This window comes from Lysinibacillus sphaericus (genome assembly GCF_006864135.1).
Lineage (GTDB): Bacteria > Bacillota > Bacilli > Bacillales_A > Planococcaceae > Lysinibacillus.
Genome location: NZ_SADV01000006.1, coordinates 65,219 through 87,792 on the forward strand (window position 1 = coordinate 65,219; position 22,574 = coordinate 87,792).

The 22,574-nt window shown below is 36.4% G+C and carries 19 protein-coding genes; 2 read left to right on the plus strand and 17 right to left on the minus strand.

Annotated elements, in window-relative coordinates; translation table 11 throughout:
- Nucleotides 1–170: 170 nt before the first annotated feature.
- The 5 genes from C7Y47_RS09385 to C7Y47_RS09405 form a co-directional block, all read right to left on the minus strand.
- Entirely contained in the window at nt 171–1,070 is a 900-nt protein-coding gene (locus C7Y47_RS09385) for a hypothetical protein (RefSeq protein WP_142508539.1), read from the minus strand.
- Nucleotides 1,071–1,504: 434 nt separating this feature from the next.
- Complete coding sequence (locus tag C7Y47_RS09390; protein WP_255505108.1) at nt 1,505–2,092, minus strand: response regulator; 588 nt, start codon at nt 2,090–2,092, stop codon at nt 1,505–1,507.
- A gap of 10 nt (nt 2,093–2,102) precedes the next feature.
- Nucleotides 2,103–4,352 carry a sensor histidine kinase gene (locus C7Y47_RS09395; RefSeq protein WP_142508724.1) on the minus strand — a complete coding sequence of 750 codons (2,250 nt, stop codon included), beginning with the start codon at nt 4,350–4,352 and terminating at the stop codon, nt 2,103–2,105.
- A 47-nt stretch (nt 4,353–4,399) separates the two neighbouring features.
- Nucleotides 4,400–4,558, minus strand: coding sequence for a competence pheromone ComX (comX, locus tag C7Y47_RS09400; protein WP_142508541.1), 159 nt, complete (start codon nt 4,556–4,558; stop codon nt 4,400–4,402).
- 12 nt (nt 4,559–4,570) lie between these two features.
- Nucleotides 4,571–5,473: a polyprenyl synthetase family protein gene (locus C7Y47_RS09405; RefSeq protein ID WP_142508542.1), complete on the minus strand. Its 903-nt coding sequence runs from the start codon at nt 5,471–5,473 to the stop codon at nt 4,571–4,573.
- A gap of 496 nt (nt 5,474–5,969) precedes the next feature.
- On the opposite strand from C7Y47_RS09405, the gene C7Y47_RS09410 reads away from it, so the two are divergent.
- Nucleotides 5,970–6,614 carry a hypothetical protein gene (locus C7Y47_RS09410; protein WP_142508543.1) on the plus strand — a complete coding sequence of 215 codons (645 nt, stop codon included), beginning with the start codon at nt 5,970–5,972 and terminating at the stop codon, nt 6,612–6,614.
- Nucleotides 6,615–6,833: 219 nt separating this feature from the next.
- Here C7Y47_RS09410 and C7Y47_RS09415 read toward each other — a convergent pair whose 3' ends face one another.
- From C7Y47_RS09415 to putP, 12 genes are all read right to left on the minus strand, one after another.
- Nucleotides 6,834–7,148: an antibiotic biosynthesis monooxygenase family protein gene (locus tag C7Y47_RS09415; RefSeq protein WP_142508544.1), complete on the minus strand. Its 315-nt coding sequence runs from the start codon at nt 7,146–7,148 to the stop codon at nt 6,834–6,836.
- 1 nt (nt 7,149) lies between these two features.
- Nucleotides 7,150–8,157, minus strand: a complete 1,008-nt coding sequence (locus tag C7Y47_RS09420; protein ID WP_142508545.1) for a siderophore ABC transporter substrate-binding protein — start codon at nt 8,155–8,157, stop codon at nt 7,150–7,152.
- Nucleotides 8,158–8,208: 51 nt separating this feature from the next.
- Nucleotides 8,209–8,970, minus strand: coding sequence for an iron ABC transporter ATP-binding protein (locus tag C7Y47_RS09425; RefSeq protein ID WP_142508546.1), 762 nt, complete (start codon nt 8,968–8,970; stop codon nt 8,209–8,211).
- The gene (locus tag C7Y47_RS09430) at nt 8,967–9,920 is read right to left on the minus strand and encodes an iron chelate uptake ABC transporter family permease subunit (RefSeq protein ID WP_142508547.1); all 954 of its coding nucleotides are present in this window, start codon (nt 9,918–9,920) and stop codon (nt 8,967–8,969) included. The genes C7Y47_RS09425 and C7Y47_RS09430 overlap by 4 nt, the downstream gene beginning before the upstream one ends.
- Nucleotides 9,913–10,863, minus strand: a complete 951-nt coding sequence (locus C7Y47_RS09435) for an ABC transporter permease (protein ID WP_142508548.1) — start codon at nt 10,861–10,863, stop codon at nt 9,913–9,915. The genes C7Y47_RS09430 and C7Y47_RS09435 overlap by 8 nt, the downstream gene beginning before the upstream one ends.
- 450 nt (nt 10,864–11,313) lie before the next feature.
- Nucleotides 11,314–12,366, minus strand: coding sequence for a YkvI family membrane protein (locus C7Y47_RS09440; RefSeq protein ID WP_142508549.1), 1,053 nt, complete (start codon nt 12,364–12,366; stop codon nt 11,314–11,316).
- A gap of 248 nt (nt 12,367–12,614) precedes the next feature.
- Nucleotides 12,615–13,721 (minus strand): o-succinylbenzoate synthase, encoded by a 1,107-nt coding sequence (gene menC, locus C7Y47_RS09445; protein ID WP_142508550.1) that lies wholly within the window; start codon nt 13,719–13,721, stop codon nt 12,615–12,617.
- A 22-nt stretch (nt 13,722–13,743) separates the two neighbouring features.
- A complete protein-coding gene (locus tag C7Y47_RS09450) occupies nt 13,744–14,568 on the minus strand; it encodes a GNAT family N-acetyltransferase (RefSeq protein WP_142508551.1) in 825 nt (274 codons plus the stop codon).
- Entirely contained in the window at nt 14,568–15,713 is a 1,146-nt protein-coding gene (locus C7Y47_RS09455) for a M20 peptidase aminoacylase family protein (RefSeq protein WP_142508552.1), read from the minus strand. Before C7Y47_RS09455 ends, C7Y47_RS09450 begins: the two co-directional genes overlap by 1 nt.
- 624 nt (nt 15,714–16,337) lie before the next feature.
- The gene (locus tag C7Y47_RS09460) at nt 16,338–17,825 is read right to left on the minus strand and encodes a peptide MFS transporter (RefSeq protein ID WP_142508553.1); all 1,488 of its coding nucleotides are present in this window, start codon (nt 17,823–17,825) and stop codon (nt 16,338–16,340) included.
- A gap of 406 nt (nt 17,826–18,231) precedes the next feature.
- Entirely contained in the window at nt 18,232–19,518 is a 1,287-nt protein-coding gene (hflX, locus tag C7Y47_RS09465; protein WP_142508554.1) for a GTPase HflX, read from the minus strand.
- A gap of 133 nt (nt 19,519–19,651) precedes the next feature.
- Nucleotides 19,652–21,139 (minus strand): sodium/proline symporter PutP, encoded by a 1,488-nt coding sequence (putP, locus tag C7Y47_RS09470; protein ID WP_142508555.1) that lies wholly within the window; start codon nt 21,137–21,139, stop codon nt 19,652–19,654.
- Nucleotides 21,140–21,322: 183 nt separating this feature from the next.
- Between putP and C7Y47_RS09475 the strand changes: the two genes are divergently transcribed.
- Complete coding sequence (locus tag C7Y47_RS09475; RefSeq protein ID WP_142508556.1) at nt 21,323–22,483, plus strand: class I SAM-dependent methyltransferase; 1,161 nt, start codon at nt 21,323–21,325, stop codon at nt 22,481–22,483.
- The last annotated feature ends 91 nt before the right edge of the window (nt 22,484–22,574 follow it).

Here is a 22,574-nt window from a genome sequence, read left to right on the forward strand (position 1 = left end):
GTAAATCTTTATCTAACCCAATGTGCCCCCTCTTTCTTGGGGTAGGACAAATGTTTTTTCTTCTGCCCTATTAAAATAATTTGAAAGAGCTAATGCAACGATAAATAAGATTGCAACGATAGGTATTATTTTTCTAAACAAAATATACACTTCCTCATCTTCAGTTTAAATTATTTTAATAATACTGGATCGAATAACCAATCCTTCGGCCCAAAGTTTTTATCCTTCTCTCCTCTTACTTCACGAGATATATTGTTTTTATAAATTAATTCTCTAAACTTTCTACTGAACAAAGTCTTTCGATATAAATATCTACCGTCATGACTCCATTCTGCTGATAAGAAAACATCATTTTCAATATTGGTTATATCTTTACGATTATAAATATCCGGACCATTGATTACCCCACTTAATCCACAACGACATGGAGGTTGCTCGGTCGCAAAATACAACTTAACTCTTTCAGCACTACTCTCTGGTAATACTTGTGTAGGTATAATTTGAAAAGCTTTTTGCTTCCCTTCTTTCGGTCCTTGATGAATAACTTCTAACAGTTCATAGCCTTTCATATCCTCTTGCTTCATTAATGTCGCTAATTCCTGTGAAGCAACCCAATATCCGCTCACATGAACTAGATGACGGTCTTTCATTTCTGTTGTATCTATCACTAATGGAGAAAGCTGCTCTTTTTCCATTAGTCCACAATGCTGGCAATAGGTGTTTATAGAAAATAAAGTTCCTCTATCATCTATAAACATATCAGGTGAGTTACCAGTTGAGTTTAGTGTGAACAATGGTGCTTGCTCATATTCGCTATCTGAAAAGTCAAAGTAAAAACGTTCTCCGATTGAAACAATTCCTAATTCGTGTTCCAATGATTTGTAGAGTGCTGCTACATGTTCATATGTTACGTCTTCATTTAAGGTAAAAATAGGATTAAAAGATGCCTTTAAATTTCTTTTTCTTATTTTAGGTGCACCTATAAAAATACCATAGCGATTATAAACATTAATAACTTGATCTTGACTAGATTCATCTATAGAAAATAAATTTTCAAGTTCTACTTTCAAAATACACGCCTACCTTTATATAAAGTTTTATGGTGAAGTACGTTGACTAGCTAGTAACTTTAAAAAAATCTACAATCTCTACTTTCTTCATAGATAGCCAGGCTCTTATTTTAAACGAAATCTTATATAGTATTACCTACTATAGCAAATCTACTTAACCACGATTATCTTAAGCGTACCAGTACTTACACCGACATTTCAACGTTGGGTTTACGCCAATTTTTTGGCGGTTTTCAGCCCAATTTCCGGCGTGATTTGGCGGACATAGAAAAAACACCGCCATAATTTGGCGGTGTTATTAAAAAAATATAGGTATTTAGAATTAAAATTCAGGTGTAATTAACTAGGTAAATATATAGTGTTGCGAAACCACCCAAACTCTCCCTTTTTATTGAAAAATATACCAACGAAAGTTAGTATAACATACAGACAATCTATAGTAAATTCATTCTTTCTGCAAGATTTACAGCCTCTATCCGTGAATCTACATTCAGTAAAGAAAACAGCTGAGTTAAATATCTTTCGGTTGTTCGCTGAGGAATATTTAACTCTATCGCAATTGCTTTATTTGTATGCCCTTCCGCAATCAATCTTAAAATTTTCTTTTCTTTTTCATTTAAGTGAATATCGAGTTTGGCATCCTGCAATTGAAATTTATTATCCAGAAAATCCAAGAAATTTTGAGGTAAAACAATTTCACCATTTGCAATGGCTCGAACAGTTCGTAAAATTTGCTCTTTAGATGCTGTTTTAGCTAAAATACCTTCGATTTTCCTTTCTAAAATAAGTGGATAATAATCAGTTATATCATCACCAGTATAAAGAATAATTGAAGCATTTGACTGGATAGCTTTAATGTTACGTCCTACATTAATGCCATTTTCTAACGGCATATTTATATCAATTAAGTAGATATCATATGGCTTGTTTTTAATTCTCTGTATGACACGAGTTGCATCGCTTTCTGTATCAACTATAATATCTTCATTTTCTTGAAATAGGTTTTTCGTTCCCTCTAACACAATAGGGTGATCATCCACTATGAGCATCGTAATCAAGTGTATCACTTCCTTCTTTTACTGTAATTCTAATAGACATTCCTTCACTAACCTGTGAATCGATGTAAAACTGCCCGTTAAAGGCCTTTACACGTTCTTGCATACCTTGAATTCCCATCGATTCTGCGACAATTATATCCCCAATATTACAGCCTACACCATCATCCCTGTAGATAATTTCGAAACCATCGTCCATTTCCCGCAAATGAATTTCAACTGTTGTTGCATAGGAATGTTTTAACGCGTTATTGAGTAATTCTTGAAATAGTCGATAAATCATTAAATTCATACGCTCATCCTCTAAATAAAGGCGATCGATCGTATAAATTAACACAAAACTAGCTCTTTCTATTACTTTGCGAATAAGCTTTTCTAATGCAGCATTCAATCCTAATGTATCTAATAATGGGGGCTTCAAATTTTCGCAATAAGCTCTTAAATCATGTAAAGATGTAACCATCTGCTGATGAATTTCCGCAAGTTTTGGCTGGATATCTGTTGCAACCTTCATATTGACTAGGACATCAACTTCCCGGGCAATATGGAGCTGCTCTTGCAAATTTGTATCATGTAATTCTTGAGCTAATTGATATTTTTCCTCTTCAAACCTTAACCATAATAATTTGCTTAACCAAGGTAATTGACTATCATCTGCTTGCCTCATATGCTTTAATTCTTCTAACAGTTCTTCTACCATCTTTGTATTTTCAATAAAATTATTTACATATAATAAGAGCAATTCAAGCCATAGAAGCTCTTCATCTTTCAAATGAATCGAATTATTATGTCGTAATACTAATGCTCTTTTATAATGAGCATCTTGATGGAGGAAAGCTAGATAGACTTGATCAAATTTTTTAATTTCCCCTAATTTTAAATCTTCCATTAACATTGGATTAATCGGAAGACTGCCCTCACCCGTTGATGTAAATTGCTTTGTGTCATAGTCATAAGTTAATACAAATACATGTTCGAGCTCAAGATGGAGAGAAACCTCTTGCACAAATTTTTCTAGAAGATTATCTATTTTTATTGTTTTACCAATCTTATCTACAGCTGTATATAACTGATGTATATAATCCCCTTTTGTCGAAAATAAGATTTTTCGTTTTCGATAATCGACTTTCTCTTTTATGTAAAAAAGAACAACTAACGATGTAAAAGTAAAAAATGAAACACCTGATATGACGGTCATCGTTAAATATCTTCCTGCAATCCAATACAATCCAACTATAAACCACAAAGTAAAAATCAATGAAAAGATTACATAATAACGTAATCTAGTAATATGATATTCGATATCAAATAGCCGCTCTGCTAACTGCGTAAAAATAAAACTAAACGGAATTAACAATAAAAAAAGAGCACTAATTTCAGCAGAAAGTATATATTGATGAAATAAAATGTAAGGGAGCGCATAGAGAAAAAGGAATGGCAGAAACGGAATCATTATACTAATTAATAAAATTTTTAACTGAGGCGATTTATATTTGAAATAGCTTAGCAATAAAATACTAAGTATGATAATAAGGAAAACGAAGAACATAGCTAGTACAATATTCGAAAGTAAATTATTAACAGATGGGTAAATAATACCAATACCGCCCAATATCATTGCTATCACAGGAAGTATATAAAATAATTTTATATTATTAGAAAGCAACCAATTTGTTTTTAAAAATGTGTAATAATTCCTTAAGAAGTGGAGTAATAACACTAAGCATAGTAACATGCTACCACGGTTAACGATTACACCAATACTGTTTAGACTGCCGGATGCACCAATGCTAACATAAGCCATGGAAACAGTGAGCATAAATAAAATGAGTAAACATAAAAGAGATGTATTTTTTTGTTTAAAATATAAGTAAAACACAATAATTAATGTTAAAAAAAAGTAACAAGAAGGTATTACCAATATGTAATGAAAATATTGCTCTGGTAAATCAAATCTACTAACGCTCACATCCATTATTTGTCCGTTAGGCTTCATAATTGTTAGCAAGCTTGCCGTACGTAATAAATGATCATGTTTTATATTAGGGATATCCTCTATATGAAGGTTATTTACACTTAAAATTACATCTCCTTCAGAAATTCGAATTCCATCCTCTAATTGTTTATTGTACGAACTAGTTACTACCCATTCCCCATTCGCTTCTTTTAAATCTATACCCAAAAAATGCTTGCTGTAAGTAATATACAGTAGGTAAGTTCCTAGCAATATGTAAATACTTACAGCAAGCAGAAACCATATACGTTTAAATATTTTTAGTTCCAAAATCCATTTTCTAAGCGTACGTCTTCTTCAAATGAATCAAGTATCGCTCTTTGCTCCAAAGCTGAAACTCCAATTAATGAAGCTTTTTGTTCTTTTAAGAGTGCCACTAAGTCTGGGTTTTTTTCTAGATGTTGAATTACATTAATCATCTTAATCTCTCCTCAACTTATTAGTTTTTTTAGGTAATCTTTACATACTTCATTTATAGCTACATTTTCAAGAATATCTAATGCTCTAAACTTGTAAACATTCTTAATAGTAATTGCATAACGTATTGCGCCACCATTTGTCAACTCATTTTCCGTAGCATTATTATCCAAAAATGCAACTATATCATCATTATAATAGTTTACAACAGAATTTGAAACATCATTTCCCTGCGATAAAAGATAAATAATAGGCAATGAGTATCTTTTGTTTAGTAAATCATTTTTAGGTCCCCAAGTTTTTAAACTTTGAATATCATTTTTAATTTGTTGGATAATACCTATATATTTCCCATACTCCTCAATCTCAGAAGATTTCTCCCCTTTTGCAAGCACTTCGCCAATTAAGCAGCTCATTGCTGTTAAAGAACCCGACTTTTGTTCAATCATTTGTATATATGATTGCTCATCCCTACAAGTATTAAGTAAATCTAGTTGCTGACCGTTTATACTTCGTAATGCATAATCCTCTAGTATTTGAATAGCAATACTTTTGTGTTCAAAGGTAGACTCACGTATAGTTCTAGAAGCCATGACTAGCATAGCTAAAGCAACATTTAATGATAATTCAGGTGTTTTAGTCCAACTGTAGTCTGAATCCTTGTCCTGCAAGTCGTCGATTATATCAAACGATAAAATTAAAAGTTCGATAGCTGCGGCAACTTTATAAATGTCCTCGTTCAAACAATCTGTAAACGCTTCATAATGCCAATAACAAAGCTTGCCAAATGAATAGCCAACTGCCTTTTTTTCTTCTTTAAATTTTTTTAGCATCGACCGTAATTCATGACTGATCAATGTCTCGTTTTCAAATAGAATGTCCAATGCTTCATTAATTTGTTCGTCAAGCTCCTGCAATAGTCCTCTCCTCCCTTAAGTATGTTAATAAATATTATACAGATTAATGGGAAATAATACTAGAGACCGAAATCATAAGATAATATTTCACATTATATCATTAGCACAATATACCGCCAAAAAGTGGCGGTATTTGTGGAAAGCACGCCAGTTCTTTATTTAGGGATAGTAAAATAAGTGGCGGAGTTATATTATTGACCGCCATTTTTTGGCGTAAACTCACCATTGAAATGGCGTCCTCACTGATGATACGCTTACATTAAGCTAAGATAAATTTGTATTCCGTTCGTACACTAATCTTAGAGTTATAAAGTTCATTAGAAACTAGATTGTATACTATGTATATAAGTTGATTGGGGAGAGGACGGGCCGCTTCTCGGGATTAGAGTTATATTGAACGCCTATTCAGAATGGAAATCCCCTACGTTTATCGTGAAGTGCCATTTTCACATAATCTATTAACAAGGAAATTCTCGAAACACTGGGAGTGATTGAAATGAAAAATGAAGTAAATGAAAACGTTTTATTACTTACAGCTAATTTTTCCTGTACAATTTTAATCTCTGAAGAAGAAATCACTATTAAAAAACCTTCGAAAGAACAACAATATATTGAGCAAATTATTATTGATGCTGAGCAACAGGTTTTTAAAGAAACATTAGCAGAGTATAAAAGCAAATCTACATTTTCAAATTTTATTTGCAATATTCCTGGATTTGAAGATACTTTTCAGCAAAGGCTGGACAGTTTTATTGAACAATACGGAATTATAAGAGTATCCGAAGAAAGCCTGTCTATATTGCCTTTAGTAAGTCCATTTACTTCCGAATTAAACATACATACACCTGTACTCTATATGTCACCAAGCTTTAGTATTATAAACGCAAGAGGCAATTGCTCTAACGCTTCGTCAATTGGAAATGCTATTAAAATTGGAGAAACAGTCGGTTTACCTACTTATCTTTTTAATTCAGAAATGGAAATGTCCTCTTTAAGGGACGTCACTGCTGTAAAAAAAGCAAATTGGGCACCACAACAATCGACTGCCACTTTCACCGGGGTTTCCATTAATGACAATGGTTTTTCTCTAAATATTACTACAACATTAAATTCATGGAATAGAACGTCCATTAAGCATTAATACTAGACTGGGTATGGCACAGATATAGTTATGTGCCTCGCCCTTCTTCCTTAAAATCGTTCTTTATGCCATTTTATAGTTCTTTGACTTTTTCCGACGATCTAGCGGTTCTTTCCGTCGCTTTGACTATCTATCATTGCATTTCTATCGGACAATGCAATGATTCTACTATTCATAAGAAAAAGGTGCCTCAAATGAACTTTGAGACACCTCTAATTACTAACCTTTTACATAATAAACTTCTTGGCCGCTTTCGATGATATGATCTGGCTTAGGTTTACCCGCATTTGCTTTATGACCAGCAATATGTTCGGGACTCTTCTCCCAGTTTTTCCACGCTTCTTCTGATTCCCATCGAACCATAATTAGCACTTCCTCATCACCACGTCGTACTTTTTTTACAAGTACTTGCTTATCGATAAAGCCTGGCTGTTGTTCAAGCAATGACGGACCATCTTTTTTGGCGCCAAAACGCTCAACAACTTTATCCGAATTCCCTTCCGTAACGACAATACGTTTAATTTGTACAAACATATTAGTTAAACGCCTTTAAAACGTCTTCAGCTTTTTGAGTTTCAGAAGTTAAACCGCCACCAGATAAATACCAAACTTGTGGATCTAAATAAAAGATTTTACCATTTTTCGCAGCGTGAGTAGCACCAACGATTTCGTTTTCAATTGCAGCTTTTGTACCAGACTCGCCTTCTGGATTTACAGCAGCATCACGATCAACTACGAATAAAACGTCTGGGTTTGTGTCACGGATATATTCGAAGCTTACATTGTCGCCATGTGTATCGACTTTAATTTTTTCATCAGCAGGTTTTACACCAAACACATCATGGATCACACCGAAACGTGAACCAGGACCATATGCAGATAATGAACCTTCAGAACCTAGAACGATTAAAGCTTTTTCTTTAGCTGAAGCTGATTTAGCTTTAACTTCCTCTACTTTTGCTTCGTATGCAGCAAATGCATCAGCAGCTTCTTTTTCTTTACCAAAGATCTTACCAGCTAATTCAGTTTTTTCTTTGAATGATTCCACGAAATTTTGATCATCTACACCTACATATACAGTTGGCGCAATTTTAGATAATTCATCGTAAGCAGATGCTTGACGACCAGAGATGAAAATAATGTCTGGATTCATTGAAGAGATTGCTTCAAAGTCAGGCTCTTTTAAAGCACCAACATTAACATAATCTTTACCAGCATATTTACTTAAGTATTTTGGAACTGATTTTTGTGGAACACCTGCAACTTTAACACCTAAAGCATCTAAAGTATCAAGGAAACCATAGTCAAATACAACAACATTCTTTGGTTGCTCTTTAAGCGTTACTTCTTTAAAAGTATCTTCACCATCTTTGATAGCTGGGATCGTAAGTGGGTAAGATGTAGCTTCTTCCTTTTGCTCTTCAGCTGGCTTATCAGTTGAAGAACCTTTATCTTCTTTTTTTGCTTCGTCTTTAGAACCGCAAGCAGCTAGTACTAAAAGCATCATTGCCATTAACACAGTAAGTAATTTCCAATTTTTCATTGTAAAATTGCTCCTTTATTTTTTAGATGGACATTTCCATCTATTATTTTTTTAAGAGTTAAAATATACACAAATGCGACAACCATTCTGTTCTTGAACTGGGATATCCATATCGTAAATTTCCTTAAGCGCATCAGAGTTGATGATGTCATTTGTTGGACCGTCTTTGACAACACGTCCATTTTTTAATGCGACAATATGATCAGAGTATACGGAAGCAAAGTTAATATCATGTAATACAATGACAACTGTTTTCCCTAGCTCATCAACGAGCTTTCGCAAAATTTTCATGATTTGCACAGAGTGCTTCATGTCTAAATTGTTAAGCGGCTCATCAAGCAAAATATAGTCTGTATCCTGCGCAATAACCATTGCAATAAATGCACGTTGACGTTGACCACCAGATAATTCATCCAAATAATTGTGCTGAATATCCTTTAAATTCATATATTGAATTGCTTCATCTATCTTTAGCTCATCCTCAGGCTTCAAATTCCCTTTCGAATAAGGGAAACGCCCAAATGAAACAAGCTCACGAATTGTTAGGCGAACATTCATATAGTTTGACTGTTTTAAAATGGATACTCGCTTCGCAAAATCATCCGATTTCCAACGACGTACATCTGATTTATCGAGTAATACTTCTCCAGTGTCTGCATTAAGTAAACGGCTTACCATTGAAAGCAATGTTGATTTACCTGCGCCATTCGGTCCAATAAAAGACGTAATTTTCCCTGGTGCAACGTCCACACTGACATCTTGAATGACCGGTTTTTTCCCAAAAAACTTAGAGATTTCTTTTACTTGGATCATCCCGCTGACCTACTTTCCTTCAATAATAAGTAGATGAAGTACACGCCACCTACGAAGTTTATAATAACGCTTAGTGTTGTATCGAAATTAAAAATACGTTCGACCACAAACTGACCACCGACCAAAGCTACAATACTCATTACACAAGAACCTGCGATTATCACAGAGTGCTTGTACGTCTTGAAAAATTGATACGATAAATTTGCCACGATTAAGCCAAAGAAAGTAATAGGCCCAACAAGAGCTGTAGAAACGGCAATTAATACTGAAGATAATATGAGCATACGCTGTACAAGCTTGTCATACGGTACCCCTAAATTAATTGCTGTATCACGTCCAAGAGACATTACATCTAATTGGTTCATGTGACGCCAGCCATATACAAAGGTAATGATTATGACGACACCAGCAAGCCATACTAAATCCGAATTGACATTATTGAAGCTTGCAAACATTTTACTTTGTAAGCTTAAAAACTCATTCGGGTCTATTAGGACTTGGAAGAACGTAGTTACGCTTCCTAAAAACGTTCCGACAATCATACCGACAAGCAGCAAGAAATAAATCGGACGTTTTCCTTCCTTGAACAATACTCGATAAAATATTACCGCAAAGACAACCATCGCTAAAACAGCTAGTAAGAAATTGTATTTGGCGTTAATAACGAATATCGACATAGAGCCAAAGAAGAAATAGATGAACGTTTGAACCATCATATATAATGCATCAAGTCCCATTACACTTGGCGTTAAAATACGGTTATGTGTAATCGTTTGGAATACTACAGTTGAATATGCAATCGCAATTCCTGTTAACGACATCGCTACCACTTTAATAAGGCGGCGTGGAAACGCATAATGATAGTTACCATTAAGCTCATAAAATACATACAGTAAAATAGATGCTACAGCCAAACCTAGTAAAATCAACATTTTTGTACGGCTACGCATATGCTCTCCCCCTAAACAACATAATTAGGAAGATCGCACTTCCGATGACACCGACAGTCATACTAATCGGAATTTCATAAGGGAAAATCAGTACACGCCCTACAATGTCGCAGAATAATAAGAACGACATACCTAGTAATGCTGTATGAGGCAATGTCTTAGAAAGATTATCCCCTTTGAACAGCGAAACTATATTTGGAATGATTAAACCAAGGAACGGTATCATACCAACTGTTAGCACCACTGTCGTCGAAATAAGTGCTACTAACACTAAACCTAAGTTCACAACGAATTTATAAGAAAGACCAAGGTTTTTTGCAAAATCCTCACCCATTCCTGCCACTGTGAAGCGGTTCGCATAAATGTAAGCTAAAATCAGCACGGGTACACTTATGTATAAAAGCTCATAACGACCTTTCATCATTAATGAGAAATCTCCCTGTAACCATGCAGAAATGTTTTGGATAATATCCGCCTTATACGCAAAGAACGTCGTAATTGACGAAAGGATATTCCCAAACATTAAGCCAATAAGCGGAATAAAGATCGCATCTGTAAACTTTATTCGATTTAATATTTGCATAAACAATAATGTGCCGGCTAAAGCAAATATGAAAGCGAAGGAAATTTTTTGAAAGTACGTGACATTTGTGAAAAACATCATTGAAATTAGTACCCCCAACTTTGTAGCATCTAATGTACCTGCTGTCGTTGGTGACACGAACTTATTCCTACTTAAGCTTTGCATAATTAAACCAGCAATACTCATACCTGCACCTGCTAACAAAATTGCTACAAGCCTCGGTATACGACTGATAAAAAATAGTCTAGTTTCTTCTGATTCAAAATCTAATAGATCACTCGGTTTTATATCAACTACACCGATAAATAGTGAAACTATAGACAGAACAACAGTTGCTGTAAAAAGATATCTTTTTTTCATTGTAATCCCCGGTAGATTCATTTTTGCTCGTAATCATTGAAAATGATTATCATTACTCACGATTCTCATTATAAGCGTGTTTCTATTCTCAGTCAACCTACAACTGAGAATTATTCTCGCTTTATTTGAGAATCCTTAAAAACAAGAATTCTCAACGAAAAATTTGCCTTCAGTGTTATTTCTAAAGTTAAAAATTTCTACATTTTTCACACAAATAAAAAGGTAATTGAGAATAAAATACTAATTCCTTCTCAATTACCTTATCAAAGCAATTATACCTCGGCATAATTGCGTTCGGAGGCTTTCGGCCAATGGATGTATTGCCACAGGTGACGTGGCGTTTTTAGACTGAGTTCTTCTATTTAAGCGGATGTTTAGACACCACTAAAAAGTGACTTAAAACCACATTCATCTCACCACCGTAGAAGTGGGAGATGTGCTCCAAAGAAGTTAAGTTATTCGTCGACCGCCTTTTAGCCACGCAAAAATAATTAACACGATTAATACAAAACCGACATATCCCATCACAGCATATAGCTTAGCTACAAGCGTTGTAAAACCCGCGAGACTTGCTAAAAAGGCCAAACTACCGATAAAAACGGCAGTTACCTTAAAACTGGCCTTATTAGGCTTTAAAAATCTCACCATAAATGAATAGAACATCCCCACTGCTGTATTATAAATCATCCCTAATAAAGAAAAGGACATCAATAGACCAATAAGAGGATGAATTTCATTTGCCAAAGCTAACATTGGTATATCAATGCCAACGATAACATTCATTTTTGCAAGAAGAGACAGGTTAATAAGTAGAATTAAAGCTCCAAGCAAAATCCCACCAATAATACCTCCCAGCCCTGCCACTTTTTCATTGCGAATAGACCCACACATAACAGTTAAAAGAGAAAAACATACACCGATATTAAAAGACAAATACAGTAAAGCAGTAACCCACCAGCTTTTAGAACTTACCTGTGCTTGTTGTGCAATAACAGCTTGTTCGACAAAGGTTAAATCCATCGTAGCTAATGAATAGATCGCTATTATCGAGACAATTGCTAGCAGATAGGGCGTAGCAATTGCAATAACGTTTATAATGCTCTTCACATCCATCATAACTGTCGCTATAGTAAGTACAATCATAAAAATGCTCCCAAGCCAAACGGGTAGTCCAAACATTTGATGTAACGTAGCACCCGCTCCTGCAAACATGATTACTGCTACACCGAATAAGAAAAGCGACAGTAAATAATCCATCACCAAACCTACAGCATTACCTGAAATTTGATAAATTAAATCCTTGTGCGATGTCGTACGTAATCTTGAGCTAATTTGAGCAATGCACATTCCTACTAAGGCAAACCCAACTGTAGCTATAAGTGCACCATAAATCCCTTGAAAGCCATAGCTCGTAAAATATAGTACGATTTCCTGTCCTGATGCAAATCCCGCACCGACAATAATCCCTACATAGGCACCACCGATTTGCAAACTTTTTTTCAATCAGTTCTCTCCCTGTTTATCCTATTATTGGGGTCATCACCAAAACGTGTGGTTGATTTCCGTTCCGACTGGGCTCTTTGCCGCTGACGCTTCGCTTTCGCGCAGAAAAAAACATTTGCCGCTGACGCTTCGCTTTCGCGCAGAAAAAAAACATTTGCCGCTGACGCTTCGCTTTCGCACAGAGCAGAGCTTCCTGGGGCGTCCGATGAGCCGCTTCACTCGCGATGCTCGCTTTGGTGATGAACCTATTATTGATAGACCTTCTTACTGATTGTTTGCTTATCAATTACCTTCATATTAGGTGTATATCCAATTCCAGCCGTTTGTGGCACACGAATATAACCATCTTCTACAATTACTTCCGGTGTAATGATATCCTCATACCAATAATGACTAGAGCCTGCAGTATCCCCAGGCAACACAAAATTAGAGAGCGATGTTAATGCAATATTATGTGCTCGTCCGATTCCTGCCTCTAACATACCGCCACACCAAACAGGGATATTATTTTCCTTACATAAATCATGAATTCTTCTTGCTTCCGTTAAACCGCCTACGCGTCCTATTTTTATATTAATAACACCACAACTACCTAGCTCTATAGCTTTTCGAGCATCTTCGTAGGAGGTGATGCTTTCATCTAAGCAAATAGGCGTTTTTAACTTTCGCTGTAGCTTAGCATGATCGACAATATCATCAACTGCTAACGGTTGCTCAATCATTAATAGATTAAATGCATCCAGTTGCTGCAATACATCCATATCGTTCAATGTATACGCAGAATTAGCATCTACCATCAATGGCAGTTCTGGCATTTCAGCACGAATAGCACGAATAACTCCTACATCGTGACCGGGCTTAATTTTCACCTTTACACGTTTATAGCCTTTATTTACATGGCCTTTTAATAAATCAATTAATGCCTCTGTGGAAGATTGAATACCTACGCTAACACCTACCTCTATTTGTTCCTTAACTCCGCCTAACGCTTGAGCAAGTGATTGCTTCGTTTGTTGAGCGTAAATATCCCAAATAGCCCCTTCAATAGAGGATTTCGCCATGCAATTACGACGAATAGCAGAGAACAAAGCACTGACTTCATCTGGATGCCCGACCTCTTTATGTAACAAGATGGGGATTAAGAAGTCTTCAAGCACATGCCATGTTGTTTTTAACGTCTCCTCTGTATACCACGGCGCTACAAAGGCAACAGCTTCTCCCCATCCTACAGTTCCTGATTGATCTATCGCTTCTATTAGTAAGAGCTCTTTTTCATCAATTGTGCCAAAACTCGTTGTAAATGGTGCTTTCATAGGCATTTTTATATGTCTCACTGTAATCTGTTCTAGTTTCACACGATGTCACTCCTTATCCTTATTATAAAGCTAATAAGGAGCGTCTGACTAATAGATAGCTGTGAACATATTCCTTATTCTTTTTCACTCGAACAATTGCATAATTTTGTTCAAACAATGTCGTTAAAATAGTACGTACTTTATAACGCCAGTCCTCCGCAAGCCTAGGACTTTCCACTTTCATCTTTTGTAAAAATTGAGGAATGGGTAATAAATAGGCGTCCTTATAATACGATTGCTCTTGCTGAAATTCACCATCAACATCGAGCACCGGTAAGCCATCTACCGTTAAAGACCACGGTACAATTTCGTCAGCTTCTTCTTCCAGTTCATCTAGGGAATCCTCCACTCGATCGCGTTCAATCCACCATTCAACAACGATTCGATCTGAAGGTAGCCCATCGTTAAAGTCATCCTCGAGCGGACCATAGTAATCATTTTCGTACTGAAAACTAAAGGCATTGAGCTTTAAAAATGATAAATTAGCCATACACGCTTCTAGCGGATCAAATAGCCAAATCACAAGCTGAAACCCATGTTCTTTTGCATATTCCTGTTGGGCATGCTTTAATAATTCACCTACACCTTGTTCACGATATGTTTCCTCCACGCCAATCATGTGTGAATGTAAATACATTTTTCCATGCCGATAGCCAACAAAGCAGTAGTTAAAGCCAATCAGCTTTTCTTCTAAATATGCTCCAAGGATTAACCCACCATTTTGTACAGCTGCTAACAATTGATGTGAGGGAATAGCCTGACTCCCCCATATACTTTCGTTCAAAATTTGTACTTCTGCAATTTCAGTAGGTGCTATTATTTTTTGAATACGTACTTTCTCTAACATTATGCTAATCCCTCCTTTGAGTTCCCCGACTCCAATGCTAACAATACCGCTCTTGTAAGAATTTCAACTCCCGTCACAAGCCTCGCCTGCTTAAATTTCATCTTTGGATGATGTAGGCCTGGTGTCACCCCACAGCCTAAGCCTAACATCGTAGATTTTAAATGCGGGCGTTGAACAGTATAGTGATGAAAATCTTCTCCTCCAGGTGTATGAACTGGCTTTCTTAAATTCGACAACCCAGTTGCTTGCACGATTGCCTGCTCCATAATATATTGAGCAGTTGGATCTACTTCAGCTGCTACTACATTTGCTACTGTACGTAATTCAATCTGTACTTTATGCAAGATCTTGGAAGAATCAATAACCCTTTTTATTCCCTGTGCAAGGGCATCCATTACATCATTTTGCTGAGCTCGTATATCGATGGTAAACGCTGCACTTCCAGGAATAATATTGCCGGATTCTCCCCCAGCATGGAATTTGGTCATCTTAATTGATACAGGAACCATTGGATCTGTATGAAGTGTTCTTAAATCTTCGATAATAGTTGCTCCTACTTCAATGGCGTTCACGCCGAGATGCGGTCTTGCTGCGTGGGCATCTTCTCCAATGATTTCTCCCTCAAGCAATCGAGAGGCTCCATGATGCAATGCGGCACAATAAGTACCGTCTTCAAGCTCATGAACAGGTCTTACATGGACACCAAATAAAAAGTCTAAATCATCAATGATCCCTTCTTTTAAAACCGATAAAGCACCAGTTCCTTTTTCTTCAGCTGGTTGAAAAATCACACGAATTGTACCGTTGAATGAAGGAGCAAGCTCTTTCAAAAGTAATAGAGCACCAATTGCCATCGTCATATGTCCGTCATGGCCACAGGAGTGGTTCGCACGAAATTCACCATCTACTTCCTGCCATAACGCATCAATATCCGTACGCAAACCGACTTTAGGACTACCACTTCCTACGTCAACATAAAGACCAGTACTGTTTTTAAAGCGTATTGGTGAAAATCCTTCACGCGTTAGTAAATCAACAATATAATTTGTTGTTTCTACCTCATGCCAGCTTATTTCTGGATTCGCGTGCAAATACGTGAAAATCTCCATTAATCTTGGCCTCAAACGACTTAAAGCTTCCTTCATAGCATCCAACTCCTTAAATTATCATACTATTAAGATTATTATAACGAAAATGAAATCTTTTCACACAAAAAACATATTCCCGCATTCAGAAAATTACCTACATGATACAGTTTATTACGTTCAGACTGTAGATAATTTATTATATCGAGTCATAAAGTACATTGATTAATCATCTTTTATCCACTTTTAATAATTAGAAGATGCTGATTTTCGCTAAAGGCTATAATAATATGCCTACATAAGTTAAATTTAAGGCTTATCATCGAAGATTGGGGATGATATTTGATTAATTATGCCTCGGCATAATTGCGTCCGAAATCGGCTTTGTGCTTAGACCTGCAGATGTTTTTTTTGTGAAAGCGCAGTGCTAACGTAGCGGTAGCGGTAAATGTTTTTTACTGCGCGAAAGCGAAGCGGCAGCGGCAAATGTTTTCTTCTGCGCGAAAGCGAAGCGGCAGCGGCAAATGTTTTCTTCTGCGCGAAAGCGAAGCGGCAGCGGCAAAGCGCCAACCGGAACGGAAATCAACTACACGTTATGTGATGTGCAAAGTATCAACAAGATCTCTCTTCATACAAAAAAGATGCAAGTACAGTTATTTGAATAACTGTACTCACATCTTTTGATTAGTTAATACCTCGCATAGCTTTTGAAATGAATGGCGAAAGTACTAATATTATGATCCCTAAAACAATTGATAATGAGCCTAAGAAACCGAAGTATGTGAATTCACTTACCACTTCATAGACTTTTACAAGTTGTGCGTTGATTGCTTGCGCTGCTGCGCTTGTTAAAAACCAAAGTGACATCGTTTGTGCAGCAAAAGCCTTCGGAGCCAATTTTGTAGTAACTGACAACCCTACTGGCGATAATAATAACTCCCCAACTACAACTAAAAAGAATGATAATACTAACCACCATGGACTTACTAAATCTGTACCACCGGATAAATACGCTGGTAGCATCATCACTAAGAATGACAATCCTGCAAAGAATAATGCATAAGCGAATTTACGCGGTGTAGATGGTTGCTTATCTCCCCACTTCATCCATAACATGGCAAATAACGGAGCCATCGTAACGACGAATAAAGGGTTTAACGATTGGAACCAAGAAGATGGAATATGAAAACTACCAATATCCAATCGTGTACGACTATCTGCATACGTTGCTAAAATAGTCGCCCCTTGTTCTTGGATTGCCCAAAACATTACAGCCGATAAAAACAAAGGAATATAAGCGAGCACGCGAGACTTCTCATCCTTAGTTGTTTTCTCACTTCGATACATATAAATAAAGTACACCGTTGGAATTACAATACCTAGTATCGTAATAATTAAACCAAAAACATTCACTGTTAGTACGCCAGTTTTGATACCAATTGCCCCAGCAATAATAATAAGGAGCGCTATAATCCCAAATCGTGTAAAGACTTTTTTTCGTTCTTCAGGCAGTAACGGGTTGTTTACCTGTAACCCTGCCAACCCTAAATATTTTTTTTCTGTTAATTTAAAAATAATTAAACCAACTAACATTCCGATCCCTGCTGCACCAAAGCCTAGGTGGAAATTATACTGTTGTCCAATTGTTCCGACAATTAATGGTGCAAGGAATGATCCCATGTTAATGCTCATATAGAAAATTGAAAAACCTGCATCACGACGATTATCTGTATCAGCGTACATATCTCCGACAATGCTTGAAACGTTCGGTTTTAATAAGCCTGTCCCAATGACAATAAAGAACATTGAAACAAATAACATGCTTACGCCACCAGGTAACGCTAGCAGGAAATGTCCAAACATAATGAACACGCCACCATAGAAAATGGTTCTACGTGTACCTAGTATTCGGTCAGCAATCCAACCACCGATAATCCCTGACATGTAAACCAGTGATCCGTAGATGGCCATAATGGAGTTTGCTAGTCCACGATCTAGACCTAAGCCGCCTTCATGCAATTCATAATACATAAAGAAAATCAGAATTGCTCGCATACCGTAGTATGAGAATCGTTCCCAAAATTCAGTGAAAAATAATGTAAAGAGCCCTTTAGGGTGTCCGACAAAGCCATTTTGAGGGACGGATTTTACAATTTCATCTTTAGTAGACATAAAAATATCCTCTCCCGATTTCATTATTCAATAATAATATTATTACCCAAAAGTAAGGATAAAAACTTTATTTCACCATACTAAAGTGTTTAAAAAACTTTTTCAAGAGTTTTAAAAAATGTTGAAATATTACACCTTTTCTCTAAATTCAGAATGATTTTTGTAGAATTATAGCAAACCTGTTGCTATTCCTAAGTTTTCTCACTTTTTGATATCTACTAAATTACAAACTACCACAAAATTATTCTAAAATATTTTATAGTCAGATTATTTATTTTATTAACAAATAAGCTAGTATTATCTATAATTTCATTCACAACGATATAAATTCGCTTTACGATTACAAAAAAGCACGCTAGAAACAAGGAGCGCTTCTAGCATGCTTTTAGAACAATGATGTGATTGCTTATTTAATGACATATTGTTGGAATTTTGCGTAATCTGCTTCTTTTACCTCTATTGTTAGAAGCGTACCATTTTCTTCATACACTGTTTCATAGACAGAAGCATGTTCATTTAAATAAGAGACAATATTCCCCTGTTCATACGGAATAAGCATATTACATGTTACATAAGCAGAGAAAATATGCTGACGTACCATTTGCAATAATTCTTCTAACCCTATCGCTTGTTTCGCAGAAATCCAAATATTATCACCACTAATAACAGGATAAGGAACGTTTGCTATATCCGCTTTATTATACACATAAATTGTCGGAATCCCTTCAACGCCAACTGCCTTAAGCGTTTCATTTGTTACATCCATCATAAAGCCGTGCTCAGAATTGGAAACATCTACAACATGGAGCAGTAAGTCGGCGTCACGAGCCTCTTCCAATGTTGAGCGGAATGCCTTTACTAAATGATGCGGTAATTTACTAACGAAACCAACTGTATCTGTTAATAGGAATGTCTTTTTATCAGATAATTCTATTTGACGGACAGATGTTTCAAGTGTGGCAAAAAGCATGTCCTTCTCAAACACCTGTTTATGATCTTCTTGCCCTATTTTCGAAAGTAGCTGATTCATAATAGTTGACTTACCAGCATTCGTATAGCCGACAATGGAAACGACAGGGATCGCATTTTTACGTCGTTGTTTACGCTGCGTCTCTCGTTGCTCCTTTACATGCTCTAGCTCCTTCTTTATTTTCGAAATCTGATCCTCAATTTTCCGACGGTCGAGCTCGAGCTTTGTCTCACCAGCACCACGGTTTTTAAAGCCACCCCCTGTGCCACCACCTTGACGGCTGAGAGATGCATGTAAGCCGACTAAACGAGGTAGCATATATTGCAATTGCGCTAACTCGACTTGCATCTGTGCTTCACGTGTTTTAGCACGACGTCCAAAAATATCTAAAATCAACATCGTTCTATCAATAACCTTCGTCTCCAAATCACGTTCTAAATTACGGATTTGCGAAGGTGATAATTCATCATTAAAGATTACTAAATTTGCTTGTGCTTCATCATAAAAGTTTTTTATTTCTTCAATTTTTCCAGTACCAACATAATGAGATGGCGTAATGCGCTCTAAATTTTGTGTGACAATGCCGGCAACTTCAACATTCAACGCTTCAGCTAAATTTTTTAGCTCCTCCATTGAATAATCAAAATGCTCATCATTCCGTAGATTTACACCAACTAAAACAGCTTTTTCCAACAATATATCTACTTCTTTAATTTTATCCATCCACAAACCTCCCACCAAACTTTGGTGCTACTACGACAAATTTTCTTCATCTTACCATATAATGTCCTAATTCGTGTCGTTTAACATATATATCGTAAAAAATGCGCCTTTATGCAAAAGGCGCATTTCATTTTTACTTACGTTCTTCTTTTAGTAATACTTCCGTGCGATTGAATTCGTCTTCAATATCTTTATTCGGTCTATATGTCAAAACACTAACAATAACCGCAACGATTAAGCATACAAAGAAGCCTGGAACAATCTCATATAATGTATCAGCTAAGAACTTTATTTTCCCCCAAACAAAGGCAGTTGCAGCACCAGCTACCATCCCACTTAGCGCTCCGTAATTCGTTAATTTTCTCCAATACAGCGACAGCAATATTACAGGACCGAACGCTGCACCGAAGCCAGCCCAAGCAAAGCCCACTAAGTCTAAAATAGAACTATCTGGATTCCATGCTAAAATCCCTGCGACGATAGCTACAACTAAAACAGCGACACGACCAACAAAGACATAATGCTTATCATCAGCCGTTTTATTAAATAAAGCTTTGTAAATGTCTTCAACAAGCGCTGACGAAGTAACAATTAATTGCGATGAAATGGTACTCATTACTGCGGCTAAAATGGCAGCTAGCATTATACCTGCAATAAATGGATGGAATAAAATTTGGCCAAGTACAATAAATACTGTCTCAGCGTCCTTTAATTCACCTGCATTTTGTTCATAATAAGCCACACCTACTAAAGCTGTTGCAATCGCTCCGAATAAACTTAACATCATCCAGCCAATACCGATACGACGAGCCTGCGTTGTTTCTTTTACTGAGCTTATCGCCATAAAGCGTACGATAATATGTGGTTGTCCAAAATAACCAAGTCCCCATGCAAGTGATGAAATAATTACTGCAGCAGTTGCATTTGAAGATAATAAGTTCAGATGATCAGGATTTACAGCTTTTATAGATGCTATCGTGTCTCCAATTCCACCTGTTAAAAACAATCCAAATAACGGTACAGAAATAAGTGCTATAAACATAATGAGACCCTGTAAAAAGTCTGTATAACTAACCGCTAAAAACCCTCCAAATAATGTGTATGCTACAACTACAGCAGATACAATTAATAAGCCAGTATGGTATTCATAGCCAAATGAGCTATCAAAAAACTTACCCCCTGCAACCATTCCTGAAGAAACATAAAATGTAAAGAAGATTAAAATAATGATACCTGACGCAATTCTTATTAGCTTAGTGTTGTCACGTAAACGATTATCTAAATAACTCGGAATAGTAATTGAGTCATTAGCAACTTGTGTATATACACGTAGCCTCGGTGCTACCAATAGCCAATTCAAATAGGCGCCAATTGTTAAGCCGATGGCAATCCAAGCCTTGGAAAGTCCGGCTAAATAGATCGCGCCCGGTAGACCCATTAATAGCCAGCCAGACATATCTGCTGCACCTGCGCTCAGCGCTGTAACAGCAGGGCCAAGCGAACGCCCCCCAAGCATATAATCCGTTAAATTTGATGTTTTCCTAAATGCATACCAACCGATTCCTAGCATGGCGATCATATAAATAATAATCGCAAGTAATTGATACATGTTTTCAGACATACTTTTCCCCCTTATTTCCCCTTGAGTCTTTTTATTAAAAATTCCCTATATTTAAAATACCACAAATATACAAGATAACCTATAATTATTCAAAGTGCGACTTCTAAAATTTATAATAGCAAAGCAATTCATAAAATGTGTTAAACTAGTGCCATCTATAACACGATAAAGAAGGCGAAATGTATGACATTTGAAGAAATGAAAACTCAGCTTATGGAGCGGATTATACAGCAGCAACTCGTTACTGCTACGATCAGTCAACCTCGTATGAAATCAAACGAAGTAAAGCGTATAAAGCTAAAACCTTTATTACTGAAGGATACTTACCATATACAAGTTGAATATCAATTTGAACGTATTTTAAAACACGAAAATGTTCTATTAGAAAATTTTCCTGAGAAACTAGAAGCATTTTTTATCGATTACCGTCAAGCGCATATTGATTTTATTGATGAAAATATACAAGTACAGCTATCAAAAAAGAACAAAGTACTATGGAAATCTGATAAGTCCTCAACGCCAAAGCAAGTTAATTTAGCGCATAATCGGAAGAAAAACTATTTACTGGCAGAGGATAAGCCATACCCGTTTTTAATTCGTCTTGGTGTGCAAACAGAAGAAGGAAAAATAAAGAAACAAAAATACGATAAGTTTAAACAAATCAACCGCTTCATCGAATTTATTGATGATGCATTAACCTATTTGCCAAAGGATCGTCAGGTTCGTATTTTAGATTTTGGTTCAGGCAAATCCTATTTAACATTCGCCCTATACCATTACTTAAAAATCGAAAAGGGCTTAGACATTCGTGTCACTGGTTTGGATTTAAAGAAGGAAGTTATTGAAGAATGCTCACGAATTGCACAGGATTTAGGCTATGAGCAGCTTGAATTTCTAGTAGGAGATATTAATGATTATAATGAGGAGTCTGCTGTGGACATGGTGGTGACTCTACACGCTTGTGATGTTGCCACTGATATGGCATTAGCCCGTGCTGTGAAATGGGGAGCAAGCGTTATTTTAAGTGTCCCTTGCTGCCAGCATGAGCTAAATCGTCAGCTTAACACACCAGCACTGGATATTATGCTTCAACACGGTCTCGTACGCGAACGTTTTGCAGCGCTCGCAACAGACTCAGTCCGAGCAGAAATCTTATCACTCGTTGGCTATGAGGCACAATTGCTAGAGTTCATAGATATGGAAAATACACCGAAAAACATTTTAATACGAGCCTATCATACAGGTAAAAAGCCAAGCTCTGAACAGCGCGCTAGCTATGATGCGTTTTTGAAGCTGCTAAATGCCAAGCCGTTTTTAGCGAATGAATTACAAGCTTACCTATAAAATGCCGCGTTATTTGTGAGTGAAGCGCGGGTATTTCTGAATTCACTTAAGCAAATGAAAAGGGCGGTCCAATAACTTCTGGACCGCCATT